This is a genomic window from Micromonospora sp. NBC_00389, from assembly GCF_036059255.1.
Taxonomy (GTDB): Bacteria; Actinomycetota; Actinomycetes; order Mycobacteriales; family Micromonosporaceae; genus Micromonospora.
Genome location: NZ_CP107947.1, coordinates 1,994,370 through 2,017,205, shown reverse-complemented (window position 1 = coordinate 2,017,205; position 22,836 = coordinate 1,994,370). Strand labels below are relative to the sequence as shown.

Genomic DNA, 22,836 nt, shown 5'->3' with positions numbered 1-22,836 from the left:
TCGTGCGGGCCGTCAGCCCGGCCCTGACTCCGAGCGGCCACAGTGTTCTGTCTAGCGCCGGCGGGACTCCGCGACGAAGACGCCGCGACCTGGGCGACCGACCAGCACACCCTGCTTCCGTAGCCTCGCCACCGCGCGACTGATCGTGGACTGCGAGACGTCGTACTCATCTGCCAGCACGCGCCCAGACGGGAGCTGGGAGCCGGGCGAATAGGTCCCGTCCTTGATCTTCTTCAGGAGATCGGCGAGCAGCTCGTCCATCGTGGGCGGTATAGGCACGTGGGGCCCCTTGCAGTCGGTTGGCTCGCCCAGTATTGATCAGCTCCTTCGACGCAGGCAACGCACGTAGCGCGAGTGACATAGGTAGGTAGATGACTCAAAGACGTACTTGACATAGGTGACTCGGTGGCAATAGCGTCGCTCTCGGTGATGCGGTGCTGCTGCGGTCGGTTGGCGCCTCTCGTACTGGTCTCGCATCGCCGACGAGACCTCACCCTCCGCGCTCCCCCGGCGCGGCCCTGCTGCCGTACCTCCGGAACGGCCGCGGGGCGGGGCGGTCTTCGCCGACCGCAACCGGCGGAGACCGCCCCTTCACGTCGACTCCACCCGACGAAGGGCAGTCACCGTGCGCAACCTGATCCGTCGGCTGGCGAGCCGACGCGACGCATCACGTCCGACGAGAGAAATCCCGCGAGGGACACCGCTGCGGCCCTGGCAGATCCGCGAGCGATGTTTCAACGTCCGCCGACAGGGCCTCGATCCCGTCGAGATCCGGGCCTTCCTGCACCGGGTGGCCGACGAACTCACCGTCGCGCAGACCGCCCTGGTCGCGGTGCAGGAGGAGAACGTACGGATCAAGAACGCCCTGCGTACGTGGCAGAGCGCCCAATCGGCGAACCACCGCTACCGATGAGCGAGCGTTGGGTGATCCACCTGCCGATCACCGCGCCGGACCTGCTCCGCGCCCGAATCTTCGCGCGCACCGCGGCTCGGGTGCTGGTCCGGCTCAACGCGCGGGTCGAGCCGGGCGGGGTCACCGTTTCGGCCGAGGACCAGCAGGGCGTACGCCATTGGGTCTTCTGCGACCGACCACTTCCCGGCGGGACGCGGTGTGCGCTGCCCACCGATCACCTGTCGCCCTGCTCAAGCCGGGCGCGGCCGAGTGGTCGTTGATCGACTCCACGTCAGCGATGTGGCGGTATCAAGGCGCCTTGATGCCCCCGATGTCGCCGACATGGAGTCGATCAAGCGGGGCGACGCGCGCTCAGCCCGGGTGAGGGCCACGACGTCACGACGTCGGCGGTGGGCACCGGTCGGGGAGCGTTACGACCCCCGGACGGTGGTCGAACGTCGTCATCGTGAACCACTCGTCCAGCTCCGGGTCGAAGAGGTTCTGCAGGCCGAACTGCAACACCTGCCACCACTGGCTCGGGTTCCGCTGGTCGACGTAGATGTCGCCGAGCGCGATCGGGAACCGGAAGAACTCGCCCGGCACGGTGGAACCCCCGACGACACCGACGCGCCAGTGGTCGACGTGCCGATCCTTCTCCCCCTGCAGGATCTCCGGACCCACGAAGCGCGCCGTCTTCAGCTTGTCGTTGAAGATCTGGCGGTTGAAGAACCCCGGGATCTTGCTGCACGGGCGTGGCGGAAACAGCGGGATGTTCGGCCACTTGTAGGTGAGCGTGTAGAGCGTGTTCTCGTAGATCAGGTTCGTGAACCAGATCGGATACTCCTGGCCGCCGGCGACCATCTGGCTGTTGCCGTCCCTGCCCTGCCAGGTGAACGGCACATCGATGCCGAGGTCGCGGACGATGTACCGGCCTGTGCCCTGGAAATCCGCCGGAAGCTGCGGGGGACGCGGCACTTTCGGGCTGGACGAGTCGACCGCAGCACCGTCGACCTGGACCGCGCGGGGAAGCGGCGGGGCGGCAGCCGGCCCCGGTGCCATCACACCGAGGGCGAACAGGCCGCCGGCCACCACCGACACCACTGTCCGACGTGCACGGATCGACGCCATATCCCCTCCGCCGCTGTGGGAAGTGGCCGGCGCTCCGACAGCGCACGTGCCTTCGGCGAAGCGTATGAGCAGGAAAAATGTGAGAGATGGCGGAACGCGTCGGCTCCACCGGAAGGGTGAGGCGACGGGGTCGACGAGCCGCCACGCGGCTGCCCGTCGACCCCGACACGTGCCGATCTAGCCGACGCCGCCGGCCCGGAATGCCACCCAGGCGTCGCTCATCCGGTCCGCCTGTCCGGCGGTGAACATGTCCATGCAGGAATCCTGCGTGTAGTCCATGAAGTTGTGAATCGGGTCCAGCCCGGGTGCGGTGCAGGTGTCCGCGCCCACCGGGCAGTTGAACTGCGGCGCCGCCTCGCGCGGAGTGTCCGCGACGAAGTCGCCGGAGGCGGAGCAGCCGTGCGCGAAGGTGTGCTCCAGCATCAGCCAGTGCCCGACCTCGTGCGTCAGCGTGTCACCGAGGGCGTACTTGCCGGCCGTGCCGCCCGGCATCGACTCGTCGAGCATCACCACGCCGTCGATGTAGTCGCGGCCGTTGTTGTAACCCTTCGGGAAGTACGCCCAGCCGAGGAGCCCGCCGCCGATGTTGGCCGCGTACACGTTCAGGGTGCGGGAGTCGCCGGTGTACAGCGCCTTCTTCATGTCCCGCTCGTTCTTGCCCGGCTCGACGGTGTACCAGTTGCTGTTCACCGTCCACGTGGTGTCGATGAGCGAGAAGCGGAACGGCGTGTTGGAGGCGCTCGTCGCCGTGCGGCCCGCGAACGAGTCGTTGAGCACGGTCATCTGCGCCGCAATCAGGGTGTTCCACCTGTTGGTCTCGGCCGCGCTGAGGGGATGGTCGGAGACCATGTGGAAGACCGTCGGCACGGTGACGCTGCCGTTGGCCAGGCGCGGGGCATCCTTGATCACCCCGTAGGCGTTCGCCTCGTTCTTGGAATACAGCTCCGGCTCGTGCGCCGTGGCGCCCTCGGCGACCCGAGCCACGCTGTGTGCCTCGGCGCCCGGCTCACACGCCGCGACACCCGGAGAGACGGGCGCGGGCGCGGCCACGCCCACCGCGCCGTAGGCGCCCCCGGAAGTCAGGAACGTCGCAGCGGTGGCGGTGAGGAGGGCCAGTCGGAAAGTCGATCTCCTGTGCATCGGTGCACCTTTCAGGGAGGCGGTGCGGGTCGACGCGGTGTTGTCATGACCGGGTCAATGACGTCGTCGTTCGGGTATGAGAACACGCCGACGGCATCGAAAAAAGACCCTCTGAGCAGGGCAGACGTCGATGTAACGGAAGAAGATCGCGGAGCGCTGTTTGGTTTCGCCGGCCGAATGACGGGACTCAGAGGACCCGGGTTATCTGCTCGGCGGCGACCACCGCGTCCCGCCGCGCCGGGTCGAGGTTGGCGCTGATGACCACGGACGCGCCGGCGGAGAGCGGAGCCAGCAGCCACTTCAGCGGCTGCTCGTGCTCGGCGGCGTCGACCAGCAGCCGGTCACCGGCACGCAGGTCGAGCATCTCGGCGATCCCCTGGGCGATCGCGCCCCACTGGCCGTAGGTGGTGCCGTCCGCGCTGGCCGGGTCCGACGGGCGGATGGCGGTGTGGTCGGGCGTGGCGTCCGGGTACCGGAGCACCTCGGCGGACCAGTCGAACCAGCCCAGCGGCACGTCGGCCAGCGGCCCCGGCCCGGTGCCGACGAGGTAGCGGTGCGGTGCCTCCGGGACGTCCTCCAGCCAGTCGTCCTGCCGTTCGGGGGTCACGAAGACCGCGTCGAACGGCCGGTCGCCGCCCGGTTCGATGACCGGCAGGCCCGCGGTGGCGCGCGGCCGGAACGACACCGCCAGGCCGGAGGCCCAGGCCCCCAACAACACCGCGGCGGTACGCCAGTGCGGCGGCAGCAGCACCGCGACCCGGCTGCCCGGGCCGAGCCCGCAGCCGTCCCGCAGCAGAGCCGCGCTACGCGCCGCCCAGGAACCGACCTGGTGCGCGGTCAGGTCGACCCGTTCGCCGGTTGTCTCGTCGCGGTAGCTGAGCAGCGGGTGCTCGGCGTCGGCGGGCCGCGCCGCCAGGTCGGCCGTGACGGTTGGCTGCATCTCCACGCTCCCCGGTGACGACGTCGGAACCACCCTACTCAACGACTTTGGTCGCGCCAGCCGTCGGCCGATGGCGGTAGCGGCCGGCCGGGTGGCTGGCGCACGGTACGGGTGACCCCGAAGCGTCGCCGAGGAGCGCCCATGCCGGCCGAGCCCCGCCCCGCCACCGCCGACCGTCTTCCACTGCGCCGCCGGCTCGTGCCGGTGGTCGCGTTGCTGCTGCTCGCGCCCTGGGCCGCCGAGTGCTCCTGGGGCGGCTTCACCCTCGCCGACTTCCTCCCGGTGCTGATCTTCCTCGGCCCGATGTACGGCGGGGCGGCCATCCTGATCCGGGAGACCGCCCGGCACCTCGGCGCGGGATGGCCGGCAATCGTGCTGCTCGCCGCCGCGTTCGGTGTGCTTCAGGCCGGCCTGGTCGACCAGTCGCTGTTCAACCCCGGCTACCTGGATGACACGGAGTACGCCGACACCCGGGCCGCCGCCGAGGCGACGCTGGTGCCGGGGCTCGGGTTCAGTGTCCGGCAGGCCTTCGACTACGTGGGCAACCACATCACGTTGACCATCTGCGCGCCGATCGTGATCATCGAGTCGTTCCTCGGGCGGGGCCGCCGGCTGCGGCCGTGGCTCGGCCGGCCGGGCCTCGTCGTGGTCGGCGTGATCTACCTGCTCGGCAGTCTGCTGATCTTCTCGGACAGCGGCCGGAAGGGCTTCCTGGCCAGCCCGCTCCAGCTGACCTTCGCCGCCGCGGTGGTCCTGACCCTCATCGCGACGGCCCTGCTGCCCCGCTGGCGACGCCCTCGCCCGCGACCCACCGACACACCGGCCGTCGAGACGGGACCCGCCGACGCGCCGCCCGCCAACTCGGGCACGGCGACGGCGCGACGCGTCCGTCGAGCGCCGCACCCACTCTGGGTGGGCCTGGTGGTCGTCCTCGTCCACCTCGGCACCGATCTGGCACCCGGCTGGCCGGGGGTGGCCATCGCGCTGGCGATCGCCGCCAGCACCGGGGGCCTGATCGCATACTGGTCGTCCCGCGCCGGCTGGCGGCAGCGACACGTGCTCGCCGCCGGCTCGGCGAGCCTGGTCAGCGCCGCCGCGTTCGCGTACCTGGTGCCGCCGTACTCCCCGGCGAGCCCGGCAGCGGCGTTGGCCGGCGACGTCGCGGTCACCGTGGTCACCGTGGTCCTGATCGGTGCCGCCTGGTGGCGGCTGCGCCGCACTTCGCCGGCTGTTCATGTCCGCGCAAGCTGATGCTCCTTCTCGGGTGTCAGCCTCCGTCCGGGTATCAGCAGACGGAGGAACTCCTTGTCAGTGAGAAGAGCAATCACCGCGCTCACCGTAGCCGGGGTCGCGGTCGCCACCATCACCGGCGCCACCTCGGCGACCGCCGGCGAGCGGCACCACCCGGGCGGGCCGATGGCCTTCGACCGGGTTGCCACGTACCCGGTCTTCCAGAACCGTCCGGCCGGTGAGGACCCGGCGACCCCGACGGTGGCCGAGATCTCGGCGGTCAGTCCGGACGGCCGCACCCTGATCCACACCGACGCACTGGCCCGGCGGATCGGCTTCCTCGACATCTCCCGGGCCGACCGCCCACGCGGCCTCGGCACCCTCTCCCTCGCCCAGCTCGGCAACGCCGAGGACGAGCCCACCTCGGTCGCCGTTGTCGGCAAGTACGTGCTGGTGGTGGTGAACACCAGCAGCAGCTACACCGAGCCGTCCGGCCGGCTGGACGTGATCGAGCTGGCCAGCCGCGAGCGGGTCGCCAGCTTCGACCTCGCCGGCCAGCCCGACTCGATCGCGATCAGCAAGGACCAGCGGTACGCCGCGATCGCCATCGAGAACGAGCGCGACGAGGAGGCCACCCCGCCCGGCGGCGAGGAGGGCGACCTGCCCCAGCTCCCGGCCGGCTTCGTGCAGATCGTCGACCTCACCGGCAACACCCCGGCCGGCTGGCGGCTGCGGCCCGTCCCGCTGACCGGCGCGAACGGGCAGGCACTGCCCGCGCTGGTCCAGGCCGGTCTCGCCGAGCCGACCGACCCGGAGCCCGAGTACGTCTCGATCAACAGCCACAACCAGCTGGCGGTGACCCTCCAGGAGAACAACGGCGTCGCCCTGATCGACCTGCCCACCGGCCGGATCACCCGGGTGTTCAGCGCGGGCACGGCGACCATCAGCGGGATCGACACCGTCAAGGACGGCACGATCAACCTGACCGGCAGCATCACCGATGTGCCGCGCGAGCCGGACGCGGTCGCCTGGATCGACGACCGCTACCTCGCCACGGCCAACGAGGGCGACTGGCGGGGCGGCACCCGCGGCTGGTCCGTCTTCGACAGCCGCAACGGGCGGGTCGCCTGGGACGCTGGCAACAGCTTCGAGCGGCTCGCCGTCACGTACGGGCTGCACAACGAGGACCGTGCCGGGAAGAAGGGCACCGAGCCGGAGGGTGTCGCCATCGCCGAGTACGACGGCGTGCGGTACGCGTTCGTCGGCTCGGAGCGCAGCAACTTCGTCGCCGTCTACGACCTGGGCAACCCCACCAAGCCGGTCTTCAAGCAGGTGCTGCCGGCCACCAACGGCCCGGAGGGGCTGCTGCCCATCCCGTCGCGAGGGCTGCTCGCTGTCTCCAGCGAGGAGGACGACGCGTCGGTCAACGTCCGGGCCTCGGTGTCGCTGTTCCAGCTCGGCAAGGGCGCCCCGGCGTTTCCGAGCATCGTCTCCGACACGGACCAGGCCGGCACGCCGATCGGCTGGGGTGCCCTCGGCGCGCTGACGGCGGTGCCCGGCAAGCGGGACCAGCTCTACAGCGTCACCGACGCGGCGTACAGCCAGACCCGGATCCTCACCATCGACGTGAAGCGGACGCCGGCCGTGATCACCGGTGCGCTGCCGGTGAAGGACGCGACCGGCGCGCCGGTCGGGTACGACGCGGAGGGCATCTTCGCCCGCCCGCAGGGCGGCTTCTGGCTCGCCGTGGAGGGCGCCAAGGGCCCGGAGAACAAGCTGGTCCGGCTGGACGCCTCCGGGGTCACCCGGCAGACCGTCCCGCTGCCCACTGAGGTCGCCGCCGGCCTGGCCAAGCAGGGCCTGGAGGGGGTCACCGCCACCACCGACCGGCAGGGTCGGGAGATCGTCTGGGTGGCCGTGCAGCGGGAGCTGAGCACCGATCCGGCCGGTGTGGTCCGGCTGGGCCGCTACGACGTCGCGGCGGGCATCTGGAGCTGGTTCGGTTACCAGTTGGGCAGCACCAGCGTGCCGGGTGACTGGATGGGCCTCTCCGAGATCACCGTGGTCGGCGACCGGCTCGCGGTCATCGAGCGGGACAAGCTGAACGGCCCGGCCGCCACGGTGAAGCGCGTCTACACGGTGCCGCTGCCGGGTGCGGCGGCACCGGCCGGTCCGCTGACGGTGCTGCCGAAGACGCTCGCCGTCGACGTGCTGCCCGCGCTGCGCGCCACCAACGGGTGGACGCAGGAGAAGCTGGAGGGTCTGACCGTGGCCGGCAACGGCGAGGTGTTCGCGATCACCGACAACGACGCGGTGCAGGACGCCACCGGCGAGACGGTCCTCCTGCGGCTCGGCTCCAGCCGCAAGGTCTTCGGACACCGTTGATCCGGTACCGCCGGTGGGGCTGTCCGCCCGCTCCGGCACCGGCCGGATGAGCCGCCGAGGCCCGGCGTCCACCAACGTGGGCGCCGGGCCTCGTCGCCTCTGCGGGCGGGCCTACTTCTTGATCATGACGACGTCGGTCGGGCGCTTGACCGTCACGTCGGCGCCGTAGTCGAACAGTTCGAGCGTCGAGCTGACCGTTCCCTGGTCGAGCCGGCCCTTCGCCGTCGACTGCCAGGCGAAGGTCAGCGCCACCTTTGCGATCCGGCCGTCGCGGTCCAGCGTGACGTCACTGGCCGTGCTGCTCGACCCGTTCTTGTCAGTCGTGGTGTACGCGAAGTGCAGCGTGCCGTCCGGGTTCTCGGTGATGGTCGCGTTCTCGCGCTTCAGCGCTGTGAACAGGGCAGCCGGGTCGGGCTCGGCGGCACCCAGGACCCCGTTCCCGTCGGCATAGAGGGAGAGCCGGTCGTACTTCCCCGGGTACTGCCCATAGCGGCCGTACGTCTCACCCGGGCCCTTGTCGGCCGGCAGTTCGCCCAGCGGTCGTTCCCCGCCTTCGTACCTGGTGCCGTTGATCAGCAGCTCGGTCATGACCGAGTCGTCCTGCGGCACACGGACGTACCCGGTGGCGGTCTTCGGGTCGAACGCGCCCTCGTACGTCAGCCCGTCCGGGCCCGAATTGGTCAGCCGCATCCGGTAACTGATGTTCTCGCTGGCGGCGGCGGCCGAGACCAGCCGCATCGCCGGCGAGACCGACTCCGGCTGCGCGGCCTCGGCGGTGACGCCGGGACGGCCCGACGGGGAGTTTGTCGTCACGGTCACGGCAGTGGCGACGCCCAGCGCCAGCAGTGCGCACGTCGTACCGACCACCGCGGTGGTCCGGCGTCGGCGGCCCCGCCGGCCGCGCTCGATCAGCGCACCCACCGGGGGCACGGAGTCCGTTTCGCCGTCGACGATGTCGTGTAGCCGTTGGGCGAGACGGTCATCGATGTTGTTCATGAATGATCACCTGCTTACTGCGTCGAAGGATTCCTCGAGGAGGTGTCGAAGCTTGCTGAGTGCCCGGGCGTTCTGGCTCTTGACGGTGCCCAGCGAGCAACCCAGCACCTGGGCGACTTCCCGCTCGCTCAGGTCCTCGTAGTGGCGGAGCACCACCACCGCTCGTTGCTTCGCCGGTAGGGACATCAGCGCCCGGCGCAGGACAACCGCGTCGGGACCCATGCCGCCATCCGGAGTGGCCCGGTCGGGGACGTCCGCGAAGAGACTCTCGCGGCGACGCCGCCGCCAACCGGACGTGTGGTTGTTGACCAGGGCCCGGCGCAGGTAGGCGTGCGGGTCGTCGAGCCGGGACAGCCGCCGCCACCGCTCGTAGACCTTGACCAGGCTGTCCTGGAGCAGTTCCTCGGCCCGCCACCGATCGCCGGTGAGCAGCATGGCCAGCCGGATATGTCGCTGCCACGCCACCTCGACGAACGCGACGTAGGACCGGTCCGCCGCGGACAGTGGTTTCTGTTGGTCGGTCACGCCCCTAACACGTGGCGACGTCACAGAAGGTTGTCGAGGCCCGCGGATGTTTCTCGCACCGTCAGCGGGTGGGCAGTTCCGGGCCGCCGTCGAGCAGTGGCGCGAGCAGGTCGCCGTTCTCGTCGACCCGGGCCAGGACCTCGGCGGCGGTGAACTGGCGGACGGCCGGCTTCCGGCCGCGGGCGCCGGCCTCGACCTCGTCCCAGGTCAGCGGCGTGGACACCGACGGCACCGACTGGGCCCGCAGCGAGTACGGCGCCACCGTGGTCTTCGCCGCGTTGTTCTGACTCCAGTCGATGAAGACCTTCCCGGGGCGCAGGTTCTTCGCCATCTTCGACACGACCAGCTTCGGGTGGGCCTGCTCCAGCTCCTGCGCGATCCGCCGGGCGTAATCGGAAACAAGGTCGGATGACTGGGTGCCGGCGATCGGGCAGCAGAGCTGCATGCCCTTCTTGCCCGACGTCTTCGGGTACGAGTCGATGCCGTCGTCGGCGAGCCGGTCGCGCATCAGCACCGCCACCGGGCAGCACTCGGCGAGCCCGGCCGGCGGCCCCGGATCCAGATCCACCACCATCATGTCCGGGTGCGTGCCGACCCTCCACTGCGGCGTGTGCAGCTCCAACGCGGCCAGGTTGGCCAGCCAGACGAGGGTGGGCAGGTCGTCGGCGACCACGTAGTCGATGGTCTCCCGGCCCTTGGTCGACCCGGGCGCGGGCAACGTCTCCACCCGCACCCAGTCCGGAGTCGCCGCCGGCTTGTTCTTCTCGAAGAACGACTTGTCGTCCACCCCGTTGGGGAACCGGATCCGGGTCACCGGCCGGTCCCGCAGGTGCGGCAGCAGCACCGGGGAGATGCGGGTGTAGTAGTCGATCACCTCACCCTTGGTGAAGCCGGCCGCCGGATAGAGCACCTTGTCCAGGTTGGACAGCTCCAGCGAACGACCCTCGACATCCACTCGCAGCCGCTCAGCCGGCATCGTCGACCTCCTCCGGTGGCTTGTCCGGGCGCAACCGCAGCACCCGGGGGAAGCGCAGCCGACCGTCGGGGGTGCGTTGGCCGTACTTCACCTCCACCACCATCCTGGGGGCTACCCAGATGGCACCCCGGGCATCCTCGCGCGGCACGCCCGGCGCGAACGGTGACACGCCGGAGCGCAGCGGCTCCAGCTCGGCGAGGAGTTGTCGTTCGATGGCCGCGCCGATCCCGCCGCCGACCCGGCCGCGGTAGATCAGCCGGCCGTCCGGACCAGGCACCCCGACCAGCAGTCCGCCGATCCGGCGCGCGCCCGGTCGCCAGCCGCCGATGACGAAGTCGCCGGTGATCTCCAGCTTGACCTTCACCCAGTCGGGCGAGCGCACTCCGGGGCGGTAGACGGAGCCCACCCGCTTGGCCATCACCCCTTCCAGGCCGTGCTCGGCGGCCGCCTCATAGGTGGCCGGGCCGTCGGCGAACACCGGTGGCACCGCCCACCGGGCGCCGCCGAGGGTGAGCTGGTCCAGGGCCTCCCGGCGGCGCTCGTACGGCCAGCCGGTCAGGTCGTCGCCGTTGAGGCGGAGCAGGTCGAAGATCATGTAAGTCACCGGGAGGACCGCCGCCAACCGGGCCGCCTTGTTCCGGTCCCGGACGTGCATCCGTTCGGCCAGCGCGGTGAACGAGGGCTGCCCACCCTCGCCGAGCAGCACCACCTCGCCGTCGAGCAGCGCGTCGTCGACCTGCTCGCGCAGGGTGGCCAGTTCGGGGTACGCGGCGGTGATCTGCACGCCGGAGCGGGCGTACAGGTGCTGGCCGCCGCCGGAGATGTCGGCGAGCGCGCGCACCCCGTCCCACTTGAACTCGTACGCCCAGCCGGCACCCGCCGGGAGCGGCCCGGTCATCGCGAGCATCGGCTTGAGCGGCGCGCCGGGCACGACCCGACTGTAGTAGCAGGCCGAACACCTCGCGTCCGGTTCCTTTGGATGCGAGCATGGTCGATACCGGGGAAGGGAGCGCAGGATGCGGGCCATCTGGAAGGGAGCCGTGTCGTTCGGGCTCGTCTCGATCGGGGTGAAGCTCTACTCCGCGACCGAGGAGAAGGACATCCGGTTCCACCAGGTGCACCGCGAGGACGGTGGCCGGATCCGCTACAAGCGCACCTGCTCGGTCTGCGGCGAGGAGGTCACGTACGACGACATCGCCAAGGGCTACGACATCGGCGGCGGCGAGATGGTGATCCTCACGGATGAGGACTTCGCCGAGTTGCCGTTGACCAGCTCACGCGCGATCGACGTGCTGGAGTTCGTGCCGGCCGAGCAGGTCGACCCGATCCTCTACAACAAGGCGTACTTCCTGGAGCCGGAGGGCGCGGCGACCAAGCCGTACGTGCTGCTGCGCGACGCGCTGATCGACTCGGAGCGGGTGGCCATCGTCAAGGTGGCGCTGCGCCAGCGGGAGCAGCTTGCCACGCTGCGGGTCCGCGAGGGCGTACTGCTGCTCAACACCATGCTCTGGCCGGACGAGATCCGTAACCCGGACTTCGGTTTCCTCGACGAGGACCTGAAGGTGCGCCCGCCGGAGCTGGCGATGGCCAGCTCTCTGATCGACTCGATGACCGGCGAGTTCGAGCCGGACGTCTTCACCGACGACTACCGGGCGGCGTTGCAGGAGGTCATCGACGCCAAGGTGGAGGGTCGGGAGGTCGTCCAGCCGGAGGAGGTCGAGGAGGCCCCGGCCGCGGCGGTGGACCTGATGGCCGCGCTGAAGGCGTCGGTGGAGCGCGCCAAGTCGGCCCGCGGCGAGCCCGCCCGGGGCGGTGGTGGTGGCGCCCCGACGCCCATCTCGTCGGCGCGTTCGGCGCAGAAGGCGGCCGAGAAGAAGGCGGCCAAGGCACCGGCGAAGAAGACGGCGGCGAAGAAGACCGCCGAGAAGAAGGCGGCCGCGGCCAAGGCCGAGCCGGCGAAGAAGACCGCCGCGAAGAAGACCCCGGCCAAGAAGGCGGAGCCGGCGAAGAAGACGGCGGCCAGGAAGGCCGCACCCCGCAAGACCGCTTGACCGCACGGCAGCGCCGACGGCGTCTGCCGCACCGGGTACGCTCCGCCGGCCGTTGGCCACCGGAGGAGACCCCATGCCGTACACCCCTGATCTGGACCGGTTGTTGACGCCCGGTGCCCGCTTCACCGACGAGCACGGGGCGTACCTGATCGAGGTCCACCCGGTGGGCGACATCGTGCTGCCGACCGGCCGGGTGGTCGGGTGTGACCCGCTGGTCTGCCCGGAGGCCGAGCCGTTCACGGTCACCGTGCTGCCGGGCCGGCATCCCGCCCGGGCCTGGGTGGCGGTGGTGCTCCGGGAGGACGCCGAGGTGGACCGGCGGGTGGCCGCGCTGGAGTTGGTAATCCACGATGAGCCGACGGTCCGCTGGGAGCTGGCCGTCGCCGGCGACCAGGACGTCGCGACCCTCGGCGCGGACGACTACTTCGGGTACGGGGTGGACGCCGGCGCCGGCACCTTCGCCGACCCGACGGCGCTCAGCGCCCTGGAAGGCTGGGACGAGGACCAGGTCGAGGAGGTCTTCATCCCCGCCGAACTGCCCGCCTCGCCGGTCCCGGGGCTGATCACCGCGGTCCTGGACGAGGCCACCGGCGCGAACGTCGTCACTGTCGCCACGGGGTGGGGCGACGGCTGCTACGGCACCTGGATCGGGCGTGCTCCCGACGGTCGGGTCACCTCGTTCGTGACCGACTTCATGGTGGTCCCGGAATAACCGCCCGGATGGCCCGGGAACGATGCCGCAGGGCGATTCGGCCGGTCCGGGGCGGGCACGGGGGGCCGACAGGCGGGTACCGTGTGCGTCGGCCTTCCCCCCGGCACCGGGTGTGCCGGCCACACCTTCGCAGCAGGGAGTCGACGACGTGAGCGAGCGCACGCAGCAGAACCGGTCGGAGGGCCAGGGCCCGGCAACCAAGGCGGGGCGCCGTCTGGCTGCCCAGCTGGCGGCGCAGAAGGCGGCCGAGGCGAAGCGGCGTCGCCAGGCGTGGGCCGGCGGGCTCGCCGGTGTCGCCGTGGTGGCGGTGCTGATCACCGTCTTCGTGCTGGTCGGCGGGGGCGACGACAAGCCCGCGAACCAGGCCGGCGCGACCCCGTCCGCCTCTGCCCCGGCCCCGGATGCCGCCGGCGCGCCCCCCGCGCCGCAGCTGCCGGAGGGCACCGACCCGGCGCTCGGCACCAAGCCGACCGTCGAGGCGGGCAAGGGCGAGCTGAAGAAGCTCACCGTGACGCCGCTGATCAAGGGCACCGGCCCGGCGGTCACGAAGGGCCAGACCATCACCACGAACTATGTGGGCGTCTTCTACAAGGACGGCCAGGAGTTCGACGCGTCCTGGAAGACCGGCCAGCCGGCTACCTTCCCGATCGGCGTGGGTCAGGTCATTCCCGGCTGGGACCAGGGCCTGGTCGGCGTGACCGTGGGCAGCCGGGTGCAGCTCGACATCCCGGGCGAGCTGGCGTACGGCAACGACGAGGCTGCCGCCGGTGGCCGGCCGACCGGCCCGCTGCGCTTCGTGGTGGACGTGCTCGCCGCCCAGTGACGCGTCCGGATCGCCCCGGTTGTCGCCCGAGGGCGATGCAGTTGTTCACATGGGGCTTCCGGCCCGTCACCCACCGGCAGTAGGTTCGGCGTCACCCCGGGCGGCTCGCCGCCCGGGGTGAGCATCCGGGACGGGACGCGGAGGTGCACGTGACGGCGCTGGACGAGCCTGGGCGGACCGCCCGGTTGATGTGGGCGCACTTCGAGCCGGTGCACGCGGTCACCTACTTTCACCCCCGGGCCCGCGCCGCGTACGAGGCGGTGGGGTTGCGCGGCTACTGGCGGGGCTACTTCGCCGGCCGGGCCGCGCCGTTGGGCGCCACCGAGGCGGCCCCGGTGATCGCCGTCTTCTTCAGTTTCGCGCCGCCGATGGTGAGCCGGGCGCTGCCGGCGGTGTGGCGGTTGGCCACCCCCGCGGAGGCGCTGCGCGCCCGGCTGACCGGCGCGGTGCAGGCGCTCGCGGAGCTGACCTACGAACTGCCGGAGGCGCACCTGGCGGAGGCCGCCGACCTGCTGGAGCGGGCCGCCTCGGCGGTGCAGACCGCCGGCCGGGTGCTCGGCGCGGTCAACGCGGCGCTGCCGGTCGGCGAGTACCCGCTGGCCCGGCTCTGGCAGGCCGCCACGACGCTGCGCGAGCACCGGGGCGACGGGCACGTGGCGGCGCTGGTGGCCGCCGGCCTGGACCCGGTGGAGACGCTGGCCTGGCGGGTCGCCGTGGACATGTCGCCGCAGAACCTGCTCGGCCGGGGCTGGTCCGAGGAGCAGTGGCGGGCCGCCCGCGAGCGGCTGGCGCAGCGGGGCTGGCTGACCCCGGACGGCGCGGCCACCGACCACGGTCGGGTCGGTTTCCAGGCGGTCGAGGACGCCACCGACCGTGCCGCCGCACACCCGTGGGAGGCGCTCGGCCAGGACGGCACGGATCGTCTGCGGGCGTTGCTGGAGCCGATGGCCCGGGCCTGCCACACGGTGATCCCGGTAGGCAGTCCGATCGGGCTGCCCGCACTGCCCGGCTGACCGGGGACCCGCCGGTCGGGCAGGATGGGCCCGTGGTGGATGCGGTGGTCTTCGACCTGGACGGCGTGATCGTGGATTCCGAACCGGTGTGGGAGGAGGTCCGGCGGGCGTACGTGGCGGCGCACGGCGGGACCTGGCAGCCGGACACCCAGCGCCGGCTGATGGGCATGAGCACCGGCGAGTGGGCCCACTACCTCAGCGGCGAGTTGGGCGTGGCACGCACCGCTCAGCAGGTCGCCGACGAGGTGGTCGAGGAGATGACCCGGCGCTACCGGGAGCACGTACCGCTGATCGATGACGCCGACCAGGTGGTGCGCCGGCTCGCCGCGCGGTGGCCGCTCGGGTTGGCCAGTTCGTCGCCGACCCGGCTGATCGCGGCGGCGCTGGCCGCCACCGACCTGACCGACGCGTTCGCCGCCACCCTGTCCACCGAGGAGACCGAGCGGGGCAAGCCGGCACCGGACGTGTACCTGGCTGTCGCGCGCCGCCTGGGCGTCGACCCGGCCCGATGCGTGGCGGTGGAGGACTCGTCCAACGGGGTGCGGTCGGCCGCCTCGGCGGGGATGCGGGTGGTGGCGGTGCCGCACGGCGCGTACCCGCTGGATCCGGACGCCGCCCGGCTGGCCGCGGTGACGCTGGGCGGGATCGACGAGCTGAGCGCGGAGACGATCGACGCGCTCGCCGACTGACCCGGCCGGGTGCGCGGCGTCACGGCCGTCCGGTCCCTGCCGACCTGCGTACGGTTATACGGTTTTCGGGGGCCGGCGGGATCGGCATGACGGGGACTGAGCGGGGTACCGCAGCCTGCGGTGCTCGACCCGGGTGCTGCGCGCCGGACGGGTGAGGAGACGACGGATGAAAGCCATCGTGTACGAGCGCACCGGCGACCCTTCGGTGCTGGAGTTGGTCGACCGGCCGGTGCCGGAGCCGGCTGCGGGCGAGGTCCTGGTCCGGGTGGCGGTGTCGGGGGTGAACCCGACGGACTGGAAGGCTCGCCGCTCCTCTCCGTTGCCTGCGGGGTGGCAGATCCCCGGGCAGGACGGCGCGGGAGTGGTGGAGGCGGTCGGCACGGGGGTGGACCAGGAGTTGATCGGCGAGCGGGTCTGGATCTGGGAGGCGGCCTGGCAGCGGCCGTGGGGCACCTCGGCGGAGTACACGCTGGTGCCGGTCCGGCAGGTGGTCCGCCTCGGCGACGCCTCGTTCGACCTGGGGGCCAGCCTGGGCATCCCGTTCCTCACCGCGCACCGTTGCCTGACCGCCGGTGAGTTCATGCCGGACTCGCTGCGCCCCGGCGCGCTGGCCGACCACACCGTGCTGGTCCAGGGCGGGGCGGGTGCGGTCGGGAACGCCGCGATCCAGCTCGCCCGCTGGTCCGACGCCACGGTGATCACCACGGTGAGCAGCGCGGAGAAGGCGCAGCTCGCGGCGGCGGCGGGCGCCTCCTTCGTGATCAACTACCGGGAACAGGACGTGGTCGAGGAGATCCGCAAGATCGCTCCCGACGGGGTGCACACGATCGTCGAGGTGTCCCCGTCCCGTAACGCCGCGACGGACGTGCAGGTGCTCCGAAACGCTGGGGCGGTCTGCGTCTACGCCGACGACGAGCCCGAAGTGAGCATCCCGGTCCGGCCGTCGATGATGCGGAACGTCCGGTGGCAGTTCGTGCTGGTCTATACGGAGCCGACGGTGGCCAAGGCCCATGCCGTACGGGACGTGGCGGCGGCGGCGGACCAGGGCGGCATCCGGGTTGGTGTGGACGCCGGCCTGCCGCTGCACTACCACCCGCTGGCCGAGACGGCGGCGGCGCACCAGGCGGTGGAGAACTCGGCGGTGGGCAAGGTGCTGATCATGACGAGCGACGCCTGATCGAGGCATTGACTACGCGATTTCCCCATCATCAGGACAGAGGCGAACAACTTTCGCAACAATGACGGTGCGGGTCGCCCCGCAAGTAAAGGGCGGCCCCGGCGCGGTGCGAACGCCGGGGCCGCCCTCCTGGGGAGGAATGTTCAGGAGAATCCTCTGCCCCAACAGGCGACGGTGCCCGGTAAAACGTTACGGGGCTGTCAGCTCCCGGACAGTCAGCTCGCCCCCCGCGTACCGCGATCGGACGACCTTCTTGTCGAACTTGCCCACGCTGGTCTTCGGCACGGTGTCGATGAACGCCCACCGCTCGGGCAACTGCCAGCGGGCCACCGAGCCGGCCAGGAAGTCGCGCAGCTCCTCGGCGGTCACCGAGGCACCCTCCCGGACCACCACGGTGGCCAACGGCCGCTCGTCCCACCGCTCGTCCGGCACGCCCACCACGCACGCCTCCAGCACCGCCGGGTGGGCCATCAGCGCGTTCTCCAGCTCCACCGACGAGATCCACTCGCCGCCGGACTTGATGACGTCCTTGGCCCGGTCCGTCAGGGTCAGGTAGCCGTCCGGAGAGAGGTTGCCCACGTCGCCGGTGCGCAGCCAGCCGTCCCGGAACTTCTCCTCGTCCGGGGCGTCGTCGCCGACGTACCGGGCGGTCACCCACGGCCCGCGGACCTCCAGCTCACCCACGGCCCTGCCATCGGCGGGCAGCGGCTCACCCAGCGCGCCGACGATCCTCGCCTGCACCCCGGCCGGCACCCGGCCCTGCGTGTAGCGGTAGCGCCACGCCTCATCACCGGTCGCGCCGGCCGGTGGACGGGAGACCGAGCCCAGCGGGGACATCTCGGTCATGCCCCAGGCGTGGATGACGTCGATCCCGTGCCGCTCGTCGAACGCGTGCATCAGCGCCGGCGGGCAGGCCGAGCCACCGACGATCACCTCCTTGAGCGAGGAGGTGTCCACGTCGTGGCCGTCCAGATAGGCCAGCAGATCGGTCCAGATGGTCGGCACCGCGCCAGCCAGGGTGGGTCGCTCGGCGGCGATCATCTCGGCGATCGGCGCGGCCTGGAGGAACCGGTCCGGCATGATCAGCGATGCGCCGGAGAGGAACGCGGCGTACGGCAGCCCCCACGACATGGCGTGGAACATCGGCACGATGGCCAGTTCCCGGTCGGTCGGCGCGAGCCCGAAGCCCTCCGGCATGCAGACCTGCAACGAGTGCAGGTAGATCGACCGGTGCGAGTAGGCGACGCCCTTCGGGTTGCCGGTGGTGCCGGAGGTGTAGCAGAGGGCTGCCGCGTCGCGCTCGTCCACCTCGGGCCAGTCGAACACCTCCGGCCGGTCCGCGAGCAGCGCGTCCCAGTGGTGCACGGTGATCCGGTCACCGGCCGCCGCCACCAGCGGCGCCGGGTCGCCACCGCCGACCACCACGACGTGCCGCACCGTGGCCAGCTCGCCGATCACCCGGGCCAGCAGCGGGATGAGCGTGCTGTCGACCAGCACCACCCGGTCCTCGGCGTGGTTGGCGATGTAGGCGACCTGGTCGGGAAAGAGCCGGATGTTGAGGGTGTGCAGCACCGCGCCCATGCTCGGCACCGCGAAGTAGGCCACCAGGTGCTCGTTGTTGTTCCACATGAAGGTGGCGACGCGCTCGTCGCCGGTCACCCCGCACTCGTCACGCAGCGCGTGTGCCAGCCGGGCAGCCGACCGCCCCACCTCGGCGTACGTCATTCGGCGGGGTTCCGCGCCCGTCCAGGTGACCACCTCGGCCGTGCCGTGCACGGTGGCGCCGTGGTCGAGGATCCGGGAGATCTGCAGAGGGGCGTCCATCATCGTGCTACGCATGGGTAACAAGTTAGTGTCGCCGGTCACAGCTTGGGAACCCCCGTAAATTGTCGCAGGTGAGCATCTCCTGGGCCGACTCATACGTAGGGCAGTTGCGTGCGCTCGCCGGGGACCGGACGCTGATGTTCGTGGGCGCCCGCGCCGTGGTCCGCGACAACGCCGGGCGCATCCTGCTGATCCAACGCTCAGACAACGGCCAGTGGGCCATGCCGGCCGGGGCGATGGAGCTGGGCGAGTCGATCGCGGACTGCGCGGTACGGGAGGTCCGCGAGGAGACCGGGCTACGGGCGCTGCGCGTCTGCGCGTTCGCCCTCTACACCGGCCCGGACCGGACCAGCACCAACATGTACGGGCACACGTACCAGGTCTTCACCGCGGCGTTCCGGGTCGAGGAGTGGGACGGCCAGCTGGCCCGGGTCACCGACGAGACCACCGACGCCGGTTTCTTCCCCCGGGACCGGTTTCCCGCCCCGCTCTCCGCCTCGGTCAACGAGACCCTGGCCGACCTGGACGTCTTCGAGCAGACCAACCGGCTGATCCTCAAGTAGGTCGGCCCCGCCGCGCCCGGTCCGGCGGGTGAACGCCGGACCGGGCGAACGCCTCACTGCGGCAAGCGGGTCCCCGCGAACGCGTCCTGGATCCAGTTCGGGTACGCGACCGGCATCTTGGAGGCCTCGTCCAGCTCGCTGAGATCCTGGGCGGTCAGCGTGAGGTCGGTGGCGGCGATGTTGTCCACCAACTGCTCCTGCTTGCGGGCACCGACGATCACGCTGGTCACGGCCGGCCGGGACAGCAGCCAGGCGACTGCCACCCGGGCCGGGCTGACCCCGTGCCGCTCGGCGATGACCTTGAGTACGTCGACGACCGTGAAGGCATGCTCCGGGTCAAACGGCGTGAAGCTGGTGAAGCCGGGCTGGGCGCTGCGCGAGCCACTGTCGGCGACCACGCTGTCCCGGCCGACCTTGCCGGAGAGGAAGCCGCCGGCCAGCGGGCTCCACACGGTCAGCCCGACACCCTCGTCGAGCGCCATCGGCACCACGTCGCGCTCCACGTCCCGGCCGAGCAGGGAGTAGTACGACTGCACCGAGACGAAGCCGGCCAGCTTCTCCCGGGCCGAGATACCCAGCGCCTTGGAGATCTGCCAGGCGGCGAAGTTCGCGCAGCCGACGTAGCGGACCTTGCCCTGCCGGACCGCGTCGTCCAGCGCGCGCAGTGTCTCCTCCATCGGGGGTGACGTGGTCGAAGTTGTGGATCTGGTAAAGATCGATGTGATCGGTGCGCAGTCGCCGCAGGCTGTCCTCCAACGCCTGCATGATGTGCAACCGCGAGGTGCCGACGTCGTTCGGGCCGGGGCCTGTCCGGGCGTGCACCTTGGTAGCGAGCACCACGTCGCGACGCCGCTTGCCGAGCGCCTGGCCGAGCAGTTCCTCGCTCTCGCCATCGCTGTACATGTCGGCGGTGTCGACGAAGTTGACGCCCGCGTCCAGCGCGGTGTCCACCAGCCGCTGGGCGTCGGGCAGCCCCAGCGCCCCCAGACCGCTCCAGATCGGGTGCCCGCTGCCGCCGAAGGTCATCGTGCCGAGCGAGATCTCCGAGACGTACACCCCGGTGCTGCCCAGCAGTCGGTACTTCACGTATTGCTCCTCGCTGGTAGGGGGCCGCCGTCGGCACTCCCTGGTCACTATGTCGGACACTATGTCCGACAAAAGCGTACGTCGCCGATCCCGCACCCGGACACCTAGGATTTCGACCATGCCCTCGATCACCCGACGCCGCCCGCGCAACCCCGACGGTCGGGCCGCCGTCGAAGCGCGGGTGCTGGCCGCCACCGAGCGGCTGCTCCAGCAGGGGGTCCGGTTCACCGACCTCGGCGTCCAGCGGATCGCCGCCGAGGCGGGGGTCGCCCGGTCGACCTTCTACACCCACTTCCGGGACAAGAGCGAGCTGCTCATGCGCCTCGCCGGCACCATGCAGGAAACCTCCTTCGACCGGATCCGCGGGTGGGATCCGGCCGGACCCGGCGACCCGCTCGACACGCTCACCGAGGTCTTCGCCGACGTGATCCGGATCTACCGGACGTACGCGCCGGTGCTGGCCGCGATCACCGAGGTCGCCGCGTACGACGAGGTGGTCCGGGAGTACTGGGCGGCCGGGTTCGAGCAGTTCGTGGCGCGTACCGAGGAGGTGCTCCGGGCCGAGCAACGAGCCGGACGCACCCCGGCGGACCTGGACCCGGAAGCCGCGACCCGGCTGGTCGTGCTCGGCGGTGACCGGTTCCTCGCCCACCACGTCGGCCTGGTCCCGGCCGACCCCGACGCCGACGCCGCGGCCGCCCGGGAGTTGGCCGCGACCTGGTGGTACGGCGTCTACCACCGCCCCGCCTGACCGCTGACCGCCCCGGACCGGTCCGGGGCGGTCGGTCGACGCGGTCAGATCATCGTCTGGGACTTGGCCTCCATGTCGGCGGCCGCCTCCTCCTTGGATTCGCGGGTCAGCGGCTTGCCGCCCGGTGCCGGGGCCTCACCGCCGAGCGGGTCGGCGCCGCCCTTGGCACCCTGCGGACCGGCGCCCCGGAGCTGCTCGTTCGGCAGCGCCACGGTGACCAGCACCGCCACGATCGCGATCAGACCGGCGGTCAGGAAGACCATGTCCAGCGCGTCGACGAACGCGCCCTGGATCGCCGCCCGCACCGGCCCGGGCAGGGCCAAGATGGTCGCCGGATCGTTGATCGAGATGTTCGCTCCGCCGCTTGCCGCCACCTCGGCCTGCTGCTGCGGCGGAAGCTGGGCGATCGCGCCGGGCAGCCGGTCGGCCAGTCCTCCGGTGAGCCTGGAGGAGAGCACCGCGCCGAGGATCGCCACCCCGAACGAACCGCCCAACGACCGGAAGAAGGTCGCCGAGGATGTGCCGGCGCCCAGGTCGCGCACGGAGACCGCGTTCTGCACCGCGAGGACCAGCGACTGCATGCAGAGGCCCAGGCCGACGCCGATCACCACCATGAAACCGAAGGCGATCCAGAGCGAGGTGGCCACCTCCAGCTGGGTGAACAGCAACATGCCGACCAGCAGGGTCACCGACCCGGCCACCGGGAACCATTTGTACCGACCGATCCGGCTCATCGCCCGACCGGTGAGGATCGAGGTGACGATGATGCCGGCCATCATCGGCAGCATCAGCAGACCGCTTCGGGTCGGCGAGGCGCCCTTGACGATCTGCAGGTACAGCGGAATGAAGATGATCGACCCGAACATCACCAGGCCGAGCACGAAACCGGCCGAGTTGGCGAGCGCGAAGGTCGCGCTACGGAACAGCCGCAGCGGCAGGATGGGTTCGGCGACCCGGGCCTCCTGGAGCACGAAGAGCACGGCGAGCACCGCGCCCGCGGCGAGGAGGCCGATGATCACGCCGGAGCCCCAGGGGTACTCGCTGCCACCCCAGCTCAGCGCGAGCAGCAGGCAGCTCACCCCGGCGACCAGCAGGCCGGCGCCGAGCCAGTCGATCGCGTGGTCCCGGCGCTCGAACGGGATCAGCCGCATCACGTGGTAGCAGACGATGATGGCGAGGATCGCCAGCGGCACGTTGATGTAGAAGATCCACCGCCAGTCGGTCTCCGCGAAGTAACCACCCACCAGCGGGCCGGCGACCGACGAGATCCCGAAGACGGCACCGAAGAGACCCTGGTAGCGGCCCCGCTCCCGGGGTGAGACCACGTCCGAGATGATGGTGAACGCCAGCGTCAACAGACCACCCGCGCCGATGCCCTGGATGCCCCGGGTGATGATCAGCTGGGTCATGTTCTGCGACAGGCCGGCCAGCAACGACCCGACCAGGAACGTGCCGATCGAGAAGAGGAAGACCGGGCGGCGCCCGTACAGGTCGGCCATCTTGCCGTACAGCGGCGTCGACGCGGTCGAGGCGAGCAGGTACGCGGTGACCACCCACGAGTAGTGGTTGATCCCGCCCAACTCGCCGACGATGGTCGGCAGGGCCGTACCAACGATGGTCTGGTCAAGGGCGGCCAGCAGCATGCCGGTCATCAGACCGATCATGAGCAGCCGGATCTGCTGACGGTTCAGCACCGGCGCGGCGGAGGCTTCGGTGGTCATCTCGCCTTCTTTCCCGACCGACAAGGAACATGCGCCGGACCGGGAAAGGACTTCCACCCATCCCCCTGTCGATCATGAAGTTAGCAACGCCGCCAACGGCGTGTCGCGCCGCCAACTTCATGATCAACGGGGGGATGGGTGGTTCGGGCACTGATGTGCTGGGGCGGGGCTGGAAGGCCGGTGGGTCGGGCTGGGTCGATCACCGCGAGGTTTG

At 71.1% G+C, this 22,836-nt stretch carries 23 protein-coding genes and 1 pseudogene; 12 read left to right on the top strand and 12 right to left on the bottom strand.

The window, feature by feature from the left end:
• Window positions 1-51 precede the first annotated feature (51 nt).
• The gene (locus tag OG470_RS09635) at window positions 52-261 is read right to left on the bottom strand and encodes a winged helix-turn-helix domain-containing protein (protein WP_328422835.1); all 210 of its coding nucleotides are present in this window, start codon (window positions 259-261) and stop codon (window positions 52-54) included.
• A gap of 376 nt (window positions 262-637) precedes the next feature.
• On the opposite strand from OG470_RS09635, the gene OG470_RS09630 reads away from it, so the two are divergent.
• Together OG470_RS09630 and OG470_RS09625 are read left to right on the top strand one after the other, a co-directional pair.
• Window positions 638-913 (top strand): DivIVA domain-containing protein, encoded by a 276-nt coding sequence (locus OG470_RS09630; protein WP_442931184.1) that lies wholly within the window; start codon window positions 638-640, stop codon window positions 911-913.
• On the top strand, window positions 910-1,173 hold the full coding sequence (locus OG470_RS09625) for a hypothetical protein (RefSeq protein ID WP_328422833.1): 264 nt from the start codon (window positions 910-912) through the stop codon (window positions 1,171-1,173). Before OG470_RS09630 ends, OG470_RS09625 begins: the two co-directional genes overlap by 4 nt.
• 115 nt (window positions 1,174-1,288) lie before the next feature.
• Here the strand turns inward: OG470_RS09625 and OG470_RS09620 are convergent, their stop codons facing one another.
• From OG470_RS09620 to OG470_RS09610, 3 genes are all read right to left on the bottom strand, one after another.
• Complete coding sequence (locus OG470_RS09620) at window positions 1,289-2,020, bottom strand: hypothetical protein (RefSeq protein WP_328422831.1); 732 nt, start codon at window positions 2,018-2,020, stop codon at window positions 1,289-1,291.
• A gap of 177 nt (window positions 2,021-2,197) precedes the next feature.
• Complete coding sequence (locus tag OG470_RS09615) at window positions 2,198-3,160, bottom strand: zinc metalloprotease (protein ID WP_328422829.1); 963 nt, start codon at window positions 3,158-3,160, stop codon at window positions 2,198-2,200.
• A 187-nt stretch (window positions 3,161-3,347) separates the two neighbouring features.
• Entirely contained in the window at window positions 3,348-4,100 is a 753-nt protein-coding gene (locus tag OG470_RS09610; protein WP_328422827.1) for a TIGR03089 family protein, read from the bottom strand.
• 141 nt (window positions 4,101-4,241) lie between these two features.
• Here OG470_RS09610 and OG470_RS09605 point away from each other — a divergent pair, with 141 nt between their 5' ends.
• On the top strand, window positions 4,242-5,351 hold the full coding sequence (locus OG470_RS09605) for a hypothetical protein (protein WP_328422825.1): 1,110 nt from the start codon (window positions 4,242-4,244) through the stop codon (window positions 5,349-5,351).
• A gap of 60 nt (window positions 5,352-5,411) precedes the next feature.
• Window positions 5,412-7,715 carry an esterase-like activity of phytase family protein gene (locus OG470_RS09600; RefSeq protein WP_328422823.1) on the top strand — a complete coding sequence of 768 codons (2,304 nt, stop codon included), beginning with the start codon at window positions 5,412-5,414 and terminating at the stop codon, window positions 7,713-7,715.
• 111 nt (window positions 7,716-7,826) lie between these two features.
• Here the strand turns inward: OG470_RS09600 and OG470_RS09595 are convergent, their stop codons facing one another.
• From OG470_RS09595 to ligD (OG470_RS09580), 4 genes are all read right to left on the bottom strand, one after another.
• Window positions 7,827-8,711 carry a hypothetical protein gene (locus OG470_RS09595; RefSeq protein ID WP_328422821.1) on the bottom strand — a complete coding sequence of 295 codons (885 nt, stop codon included), beginning with the start codon at window positions 8,709-8,711 and terminating at the stop codon, window positions 7,827-7,829.
• Between the two features lie 6 nt (window positions 8,712-8,717).
• Complete coding sequence (locus OG470_RS09590; RefSeq protein WP_328422819.1) at window positions 8,718-9,236, bottom strand: SigE family RNA polymerase sigma factor; 519 nt, start codon at window positions 9,234-9,236, stop codon at window positions 8,718-8,720.
• Between the two features lie 61 nt (window positions 9,237-9,297).
• Complete coding sequence (gene ligD, locus OG470_RS09585) at window positions 9,298-10,212, bottom strand: non-homologous end-joining DNA ligase (RefSeq protein ID WP_328422817.1); 915 nt, start codon at window positions 10,210-10,212, stop codon at window positions 9,298-9,300.
• Window positions 10,202-11,143, bottom strand: coding sequence for a non-homologous end-joining DNA ligase (gene ligD, locus OG470_RS09580; protein WP_328422815.1), 942 nt, complete (start codon window positions 11,141-11,143; stop codon window positions 10,202-10,204). Before ligD (OG470_RS09580) ends, ligD (OG470_RS09585) begins: the two co-directional genes overlap by 11 nt.
• 85 nt (window positions 11,144-11,228) lie before the next feature.
• Between ligD (OG470_RS09580) and ku the strand changes: the two genes are divergently transcribed.
• The 6 genes from ku to OG470_RS09550 all read left to right on the top strand — a co-directional run bounded on the left by ku (window position 11,229) and on the right by OG470_RS09550 (window position 16,677).
• Window positions 11,229-12,263: a non-homologous end joining protein Ku gene (gene ku, locus OG470_RS09575; RefSeq protein WP_328422813.1), complete on the top strand. Its 1,035-nt coding sequence runs from the start codon at window positions 11,229-11,231 to the stop codon at window positions 12,261-12,263.
• Between the two features lie 73 nt (window positions 12,264-12,336).
• Window positions 12,337-12,975: a DUF4241 domain-containing protein gene (locus OG470_RS09570; protein ID WP_328422811.1), complete on the top strand. Its 639-nt coding sequence runs from the start codon at window positions 12,337-12,339 to the stop codon at window positions 12,973-12,975.
• A gap of 112 nt (window positions 12,976-13,087) precedes the next feature.
• Window positions 13,088-13,798 carry an FKBP-type peptidyl-prolyl cis-trans isomerase gene (locus tag OG470_RS09565; protein ID WP_328422809.1) on the top strand — a complete coding sequence of 237 codons (711 nt, stop codon included), beginning with the start codon at window positions 13,088-13,090 and terminating at the stop codon, window positions 13,796-13,798.
• A gap of 188 nt (window positions 13,799-13,986) precedes the next feature.
• Window positions 13,987-14,811 (top strand): SCO6745 family protein, encoded by an 825-nt coding sequence (locus tag OG470_RS09560; protein ID WP_328426249.1) that lies wholly within the window; start codon window positions 13,987-13,989, stop codon window positions 14,809-14,811.
• Window positions 14,812-14,843: 32 nt separating this feature from the next.
• The gene (locus tag OG470_RS09555) at window positions 14,844-15,500 is read left to right on the top strand and encodes an HAD family hydrolase (protein WP_328422807.1); all 657 of its coding nucleotides are present in this window, start codon (window positions 14,844-14,846) and stop codon (window positions 15,498-15,500) included.
• Window positions 15,501-15,666: 166 nt separating this feature from the next.
• Complete coding sequence (locus OG470_RS09550) at window positions 15,667-16,677, top strand: NADPH:quinone reductase (RefSeq protein ID WP_328422805.1); 1,011 nt, start codon at window positions 15,667-15,669, stop codon at window positions 16,675-16,677.
• 189 nt (window positions 16,678-16,866) lie between these two features.
• Here OG470_RS09550 and OG470_RS09545 read toward each other — a convergent pair whose 3' ends face one another.
• Window positions 16,867-18,516, bottom strand: coding sequence for a fatty acid--CoA ligase (locus tag OG470_RS09545; protein ID WP_328422803.1), 1,650 nt, complete (start codon window positions 18,514-18,516; stop codon window positions 16,867-16,869).
• A gap of 56 nt (window positions 18,517-18,572) precedes the next feature.
• Here OG470_RS09545 and OG470_RS09540 point away from each other — a divergent pair, with 56 nt between their 5' ends.
• Window positions 18,573-19,064, top strand: coding sequence for an NUDIX domain-containing protein (locus tag OG470_RS09540; RefSeq protein WP_328422801.1), 492 nt, complete (start codon window positions 18,573-18,575; stop codon window positions 19,062-19,064).
• Window positions 19,065-19,117: 53 nt separating this feature from the next.
• Here OG470_RS09540 and OG470_RS09535 read toward each other — a convergent pair whose 3' ends face one another.
• A complete protein-coding gene (locus OG470_RS09535; protein WP_328422799.1) occupies window positions 19,118-19,741 on the bottom strand; it encodes an aldo/keto reductase in 624 nt (207 codons plus the stop codon).
• Between the two features lie 64 nt (window positions 19,742-19,805).
• Window positions 19,806-20,090, bottom strand: a pseudogene (locus OG470_RS37190) (aldo/keto reductase); the annotation flags it as partial.
• Between the two features lie 178 nt (window positions 20,091-20,268).
• On the opposite strand from OG470_RS37190, the gene OG470_RS09530 reads away from it, so the two are divergent.
• Window positions 20,269-20,901 carry a TetR/AcrR family transcriptional regulator gene (locus OG470_RS09530; protein WP_328422797.1) on the top strand — a complete coding sequence of 211 codons (633 nt, stop codon included), beginning with the start codon at window positions 20,269-20,271 and terminating at the stop codon, window positions 20,899-20,901.
• A gap of 44 nt (window positions 20,902-20,945) precedes the next feature.
• On the opposite strand, the gene OG470_RS09525 is transcribed toward OG470_RS09530, so the two are convergent.
• A complete protein-coding gene (locus OG470_RS09525; RefSeq protein ID WP_328422795.1) occupies window positions 20,946-22,622 on the bottom strand; it encodes an MDR family MFS transporter in 1,677 nt (558 codons plus the stop codon).
• Window positions 22,623-22,836 lie beyond the last annotated feature (214 nt).

Coding starts and splice junctions, on each gene's coding strand:
- OG470_RS09635 (WP_328422835.1), bottom strand. CDS start 261: ATGGACGAGCTGCTCGCCGATCTCCTGAAGAAGATCAAGGACGGGACC.
- OG470_RS09625 (WP_328422833.1), top strand. CDS start 910: ATGAGCGAGCGTTGGGTGATCCACCTGCCGATCACCGCGCCGGACCTG.
- OG470_RS09620 (WP_328422831.1), bottom strand. CDS start 2,020: ATGGCGTCGATCCGTGCACGTCGGACAGTGGTGTCGGTGGTGGCCGGC.
- OG470_RS09615 (WP_328422829.1), bottom strand. CDS start 3,160: ATGCACAGGAGATCGACTTTCCGACTGGCCCTCCTCACCGCCACCGCT.
- OG470_RS09610 (WP_328422827.1), bottom strand. CDS start 4,100: ATGCAGCCAACCGTCACGGCCGACCTGGCGGCGCGGCCCGCCGACGCC.
- OG470_RS09605 (WP_328422825.1), top strand. CDS start 4,242: ATGCCGGCCGAGCCCCGCCCCGCCACCGCCGACCGTCTTCCACTGCGC.
- OG470_RS09595 (WP_328422821.1), bottom strand. CDS start 8,711: ATGAACAACATCGATGACCGTCTCGCCCAACGGCTACACGACATCGTC.
- ligD (WP_328422817.1), bottom strand. CDS start 10,212: ATGCCGGCTGAGCGGCTGCGAGTGGATGTCGAGGGTCGTTCGCTGGAG.
- ku (WP_328422813.1), top strand. CDS start 11,229: ATGCGGGCCATCTGGAAGGGAGCCGTGTCGTTCGGGCTCGTCTCGATC.
- OG470_RS09570 (WP_328422811.1), top strand. CDS start 12,337: ATGCCGTACACCCCTGATCTGGACCGGTTGTTGACGCCCGGTGCCCGC.
- OG470_RS09560 (WP_328426249.1), top strand. CDS start 13,987: ATGTGGGCGCACTTCGAGCCGGTGCACGCGGTCACCTACTTTCACCCC.
- OG470_RS09550 (WP_328422805.1), top strand. CDS start 15,667: ATGAAAGCCATCGTGTACGAGCGCACCGGCGACCCTTCGGTGCTGGAG.
- OG470_RS09545 (WP_328422803.1), bottom strand. CDS start 18,516: ATGCGTAGCACGATGATGGACGCCCCTCTGCAGATCTCCCGGATCCTC.
- OG470_RS09535 (WP_328422799.1), bottom strand. CDS start 19,741: ATGGAGGAGACACTGCGCGCGCTGGACGACGCGGTCCGGCAGGGCAAG.
- OG470_RS09530 (WP_328422797.1), top strand. CDS start 20,269: ATGCCCTCGATCACCCGACGCCGCCCGCGCAACCCCGACGGTCGGGCC.
- OG470_RS09525 (WP_328422795.1), bottom strand. CDS start 22,622: ATGACCACCGAAGCCTCCGCCGCGCCGGTGCTGAACCGTCAGCAGATC.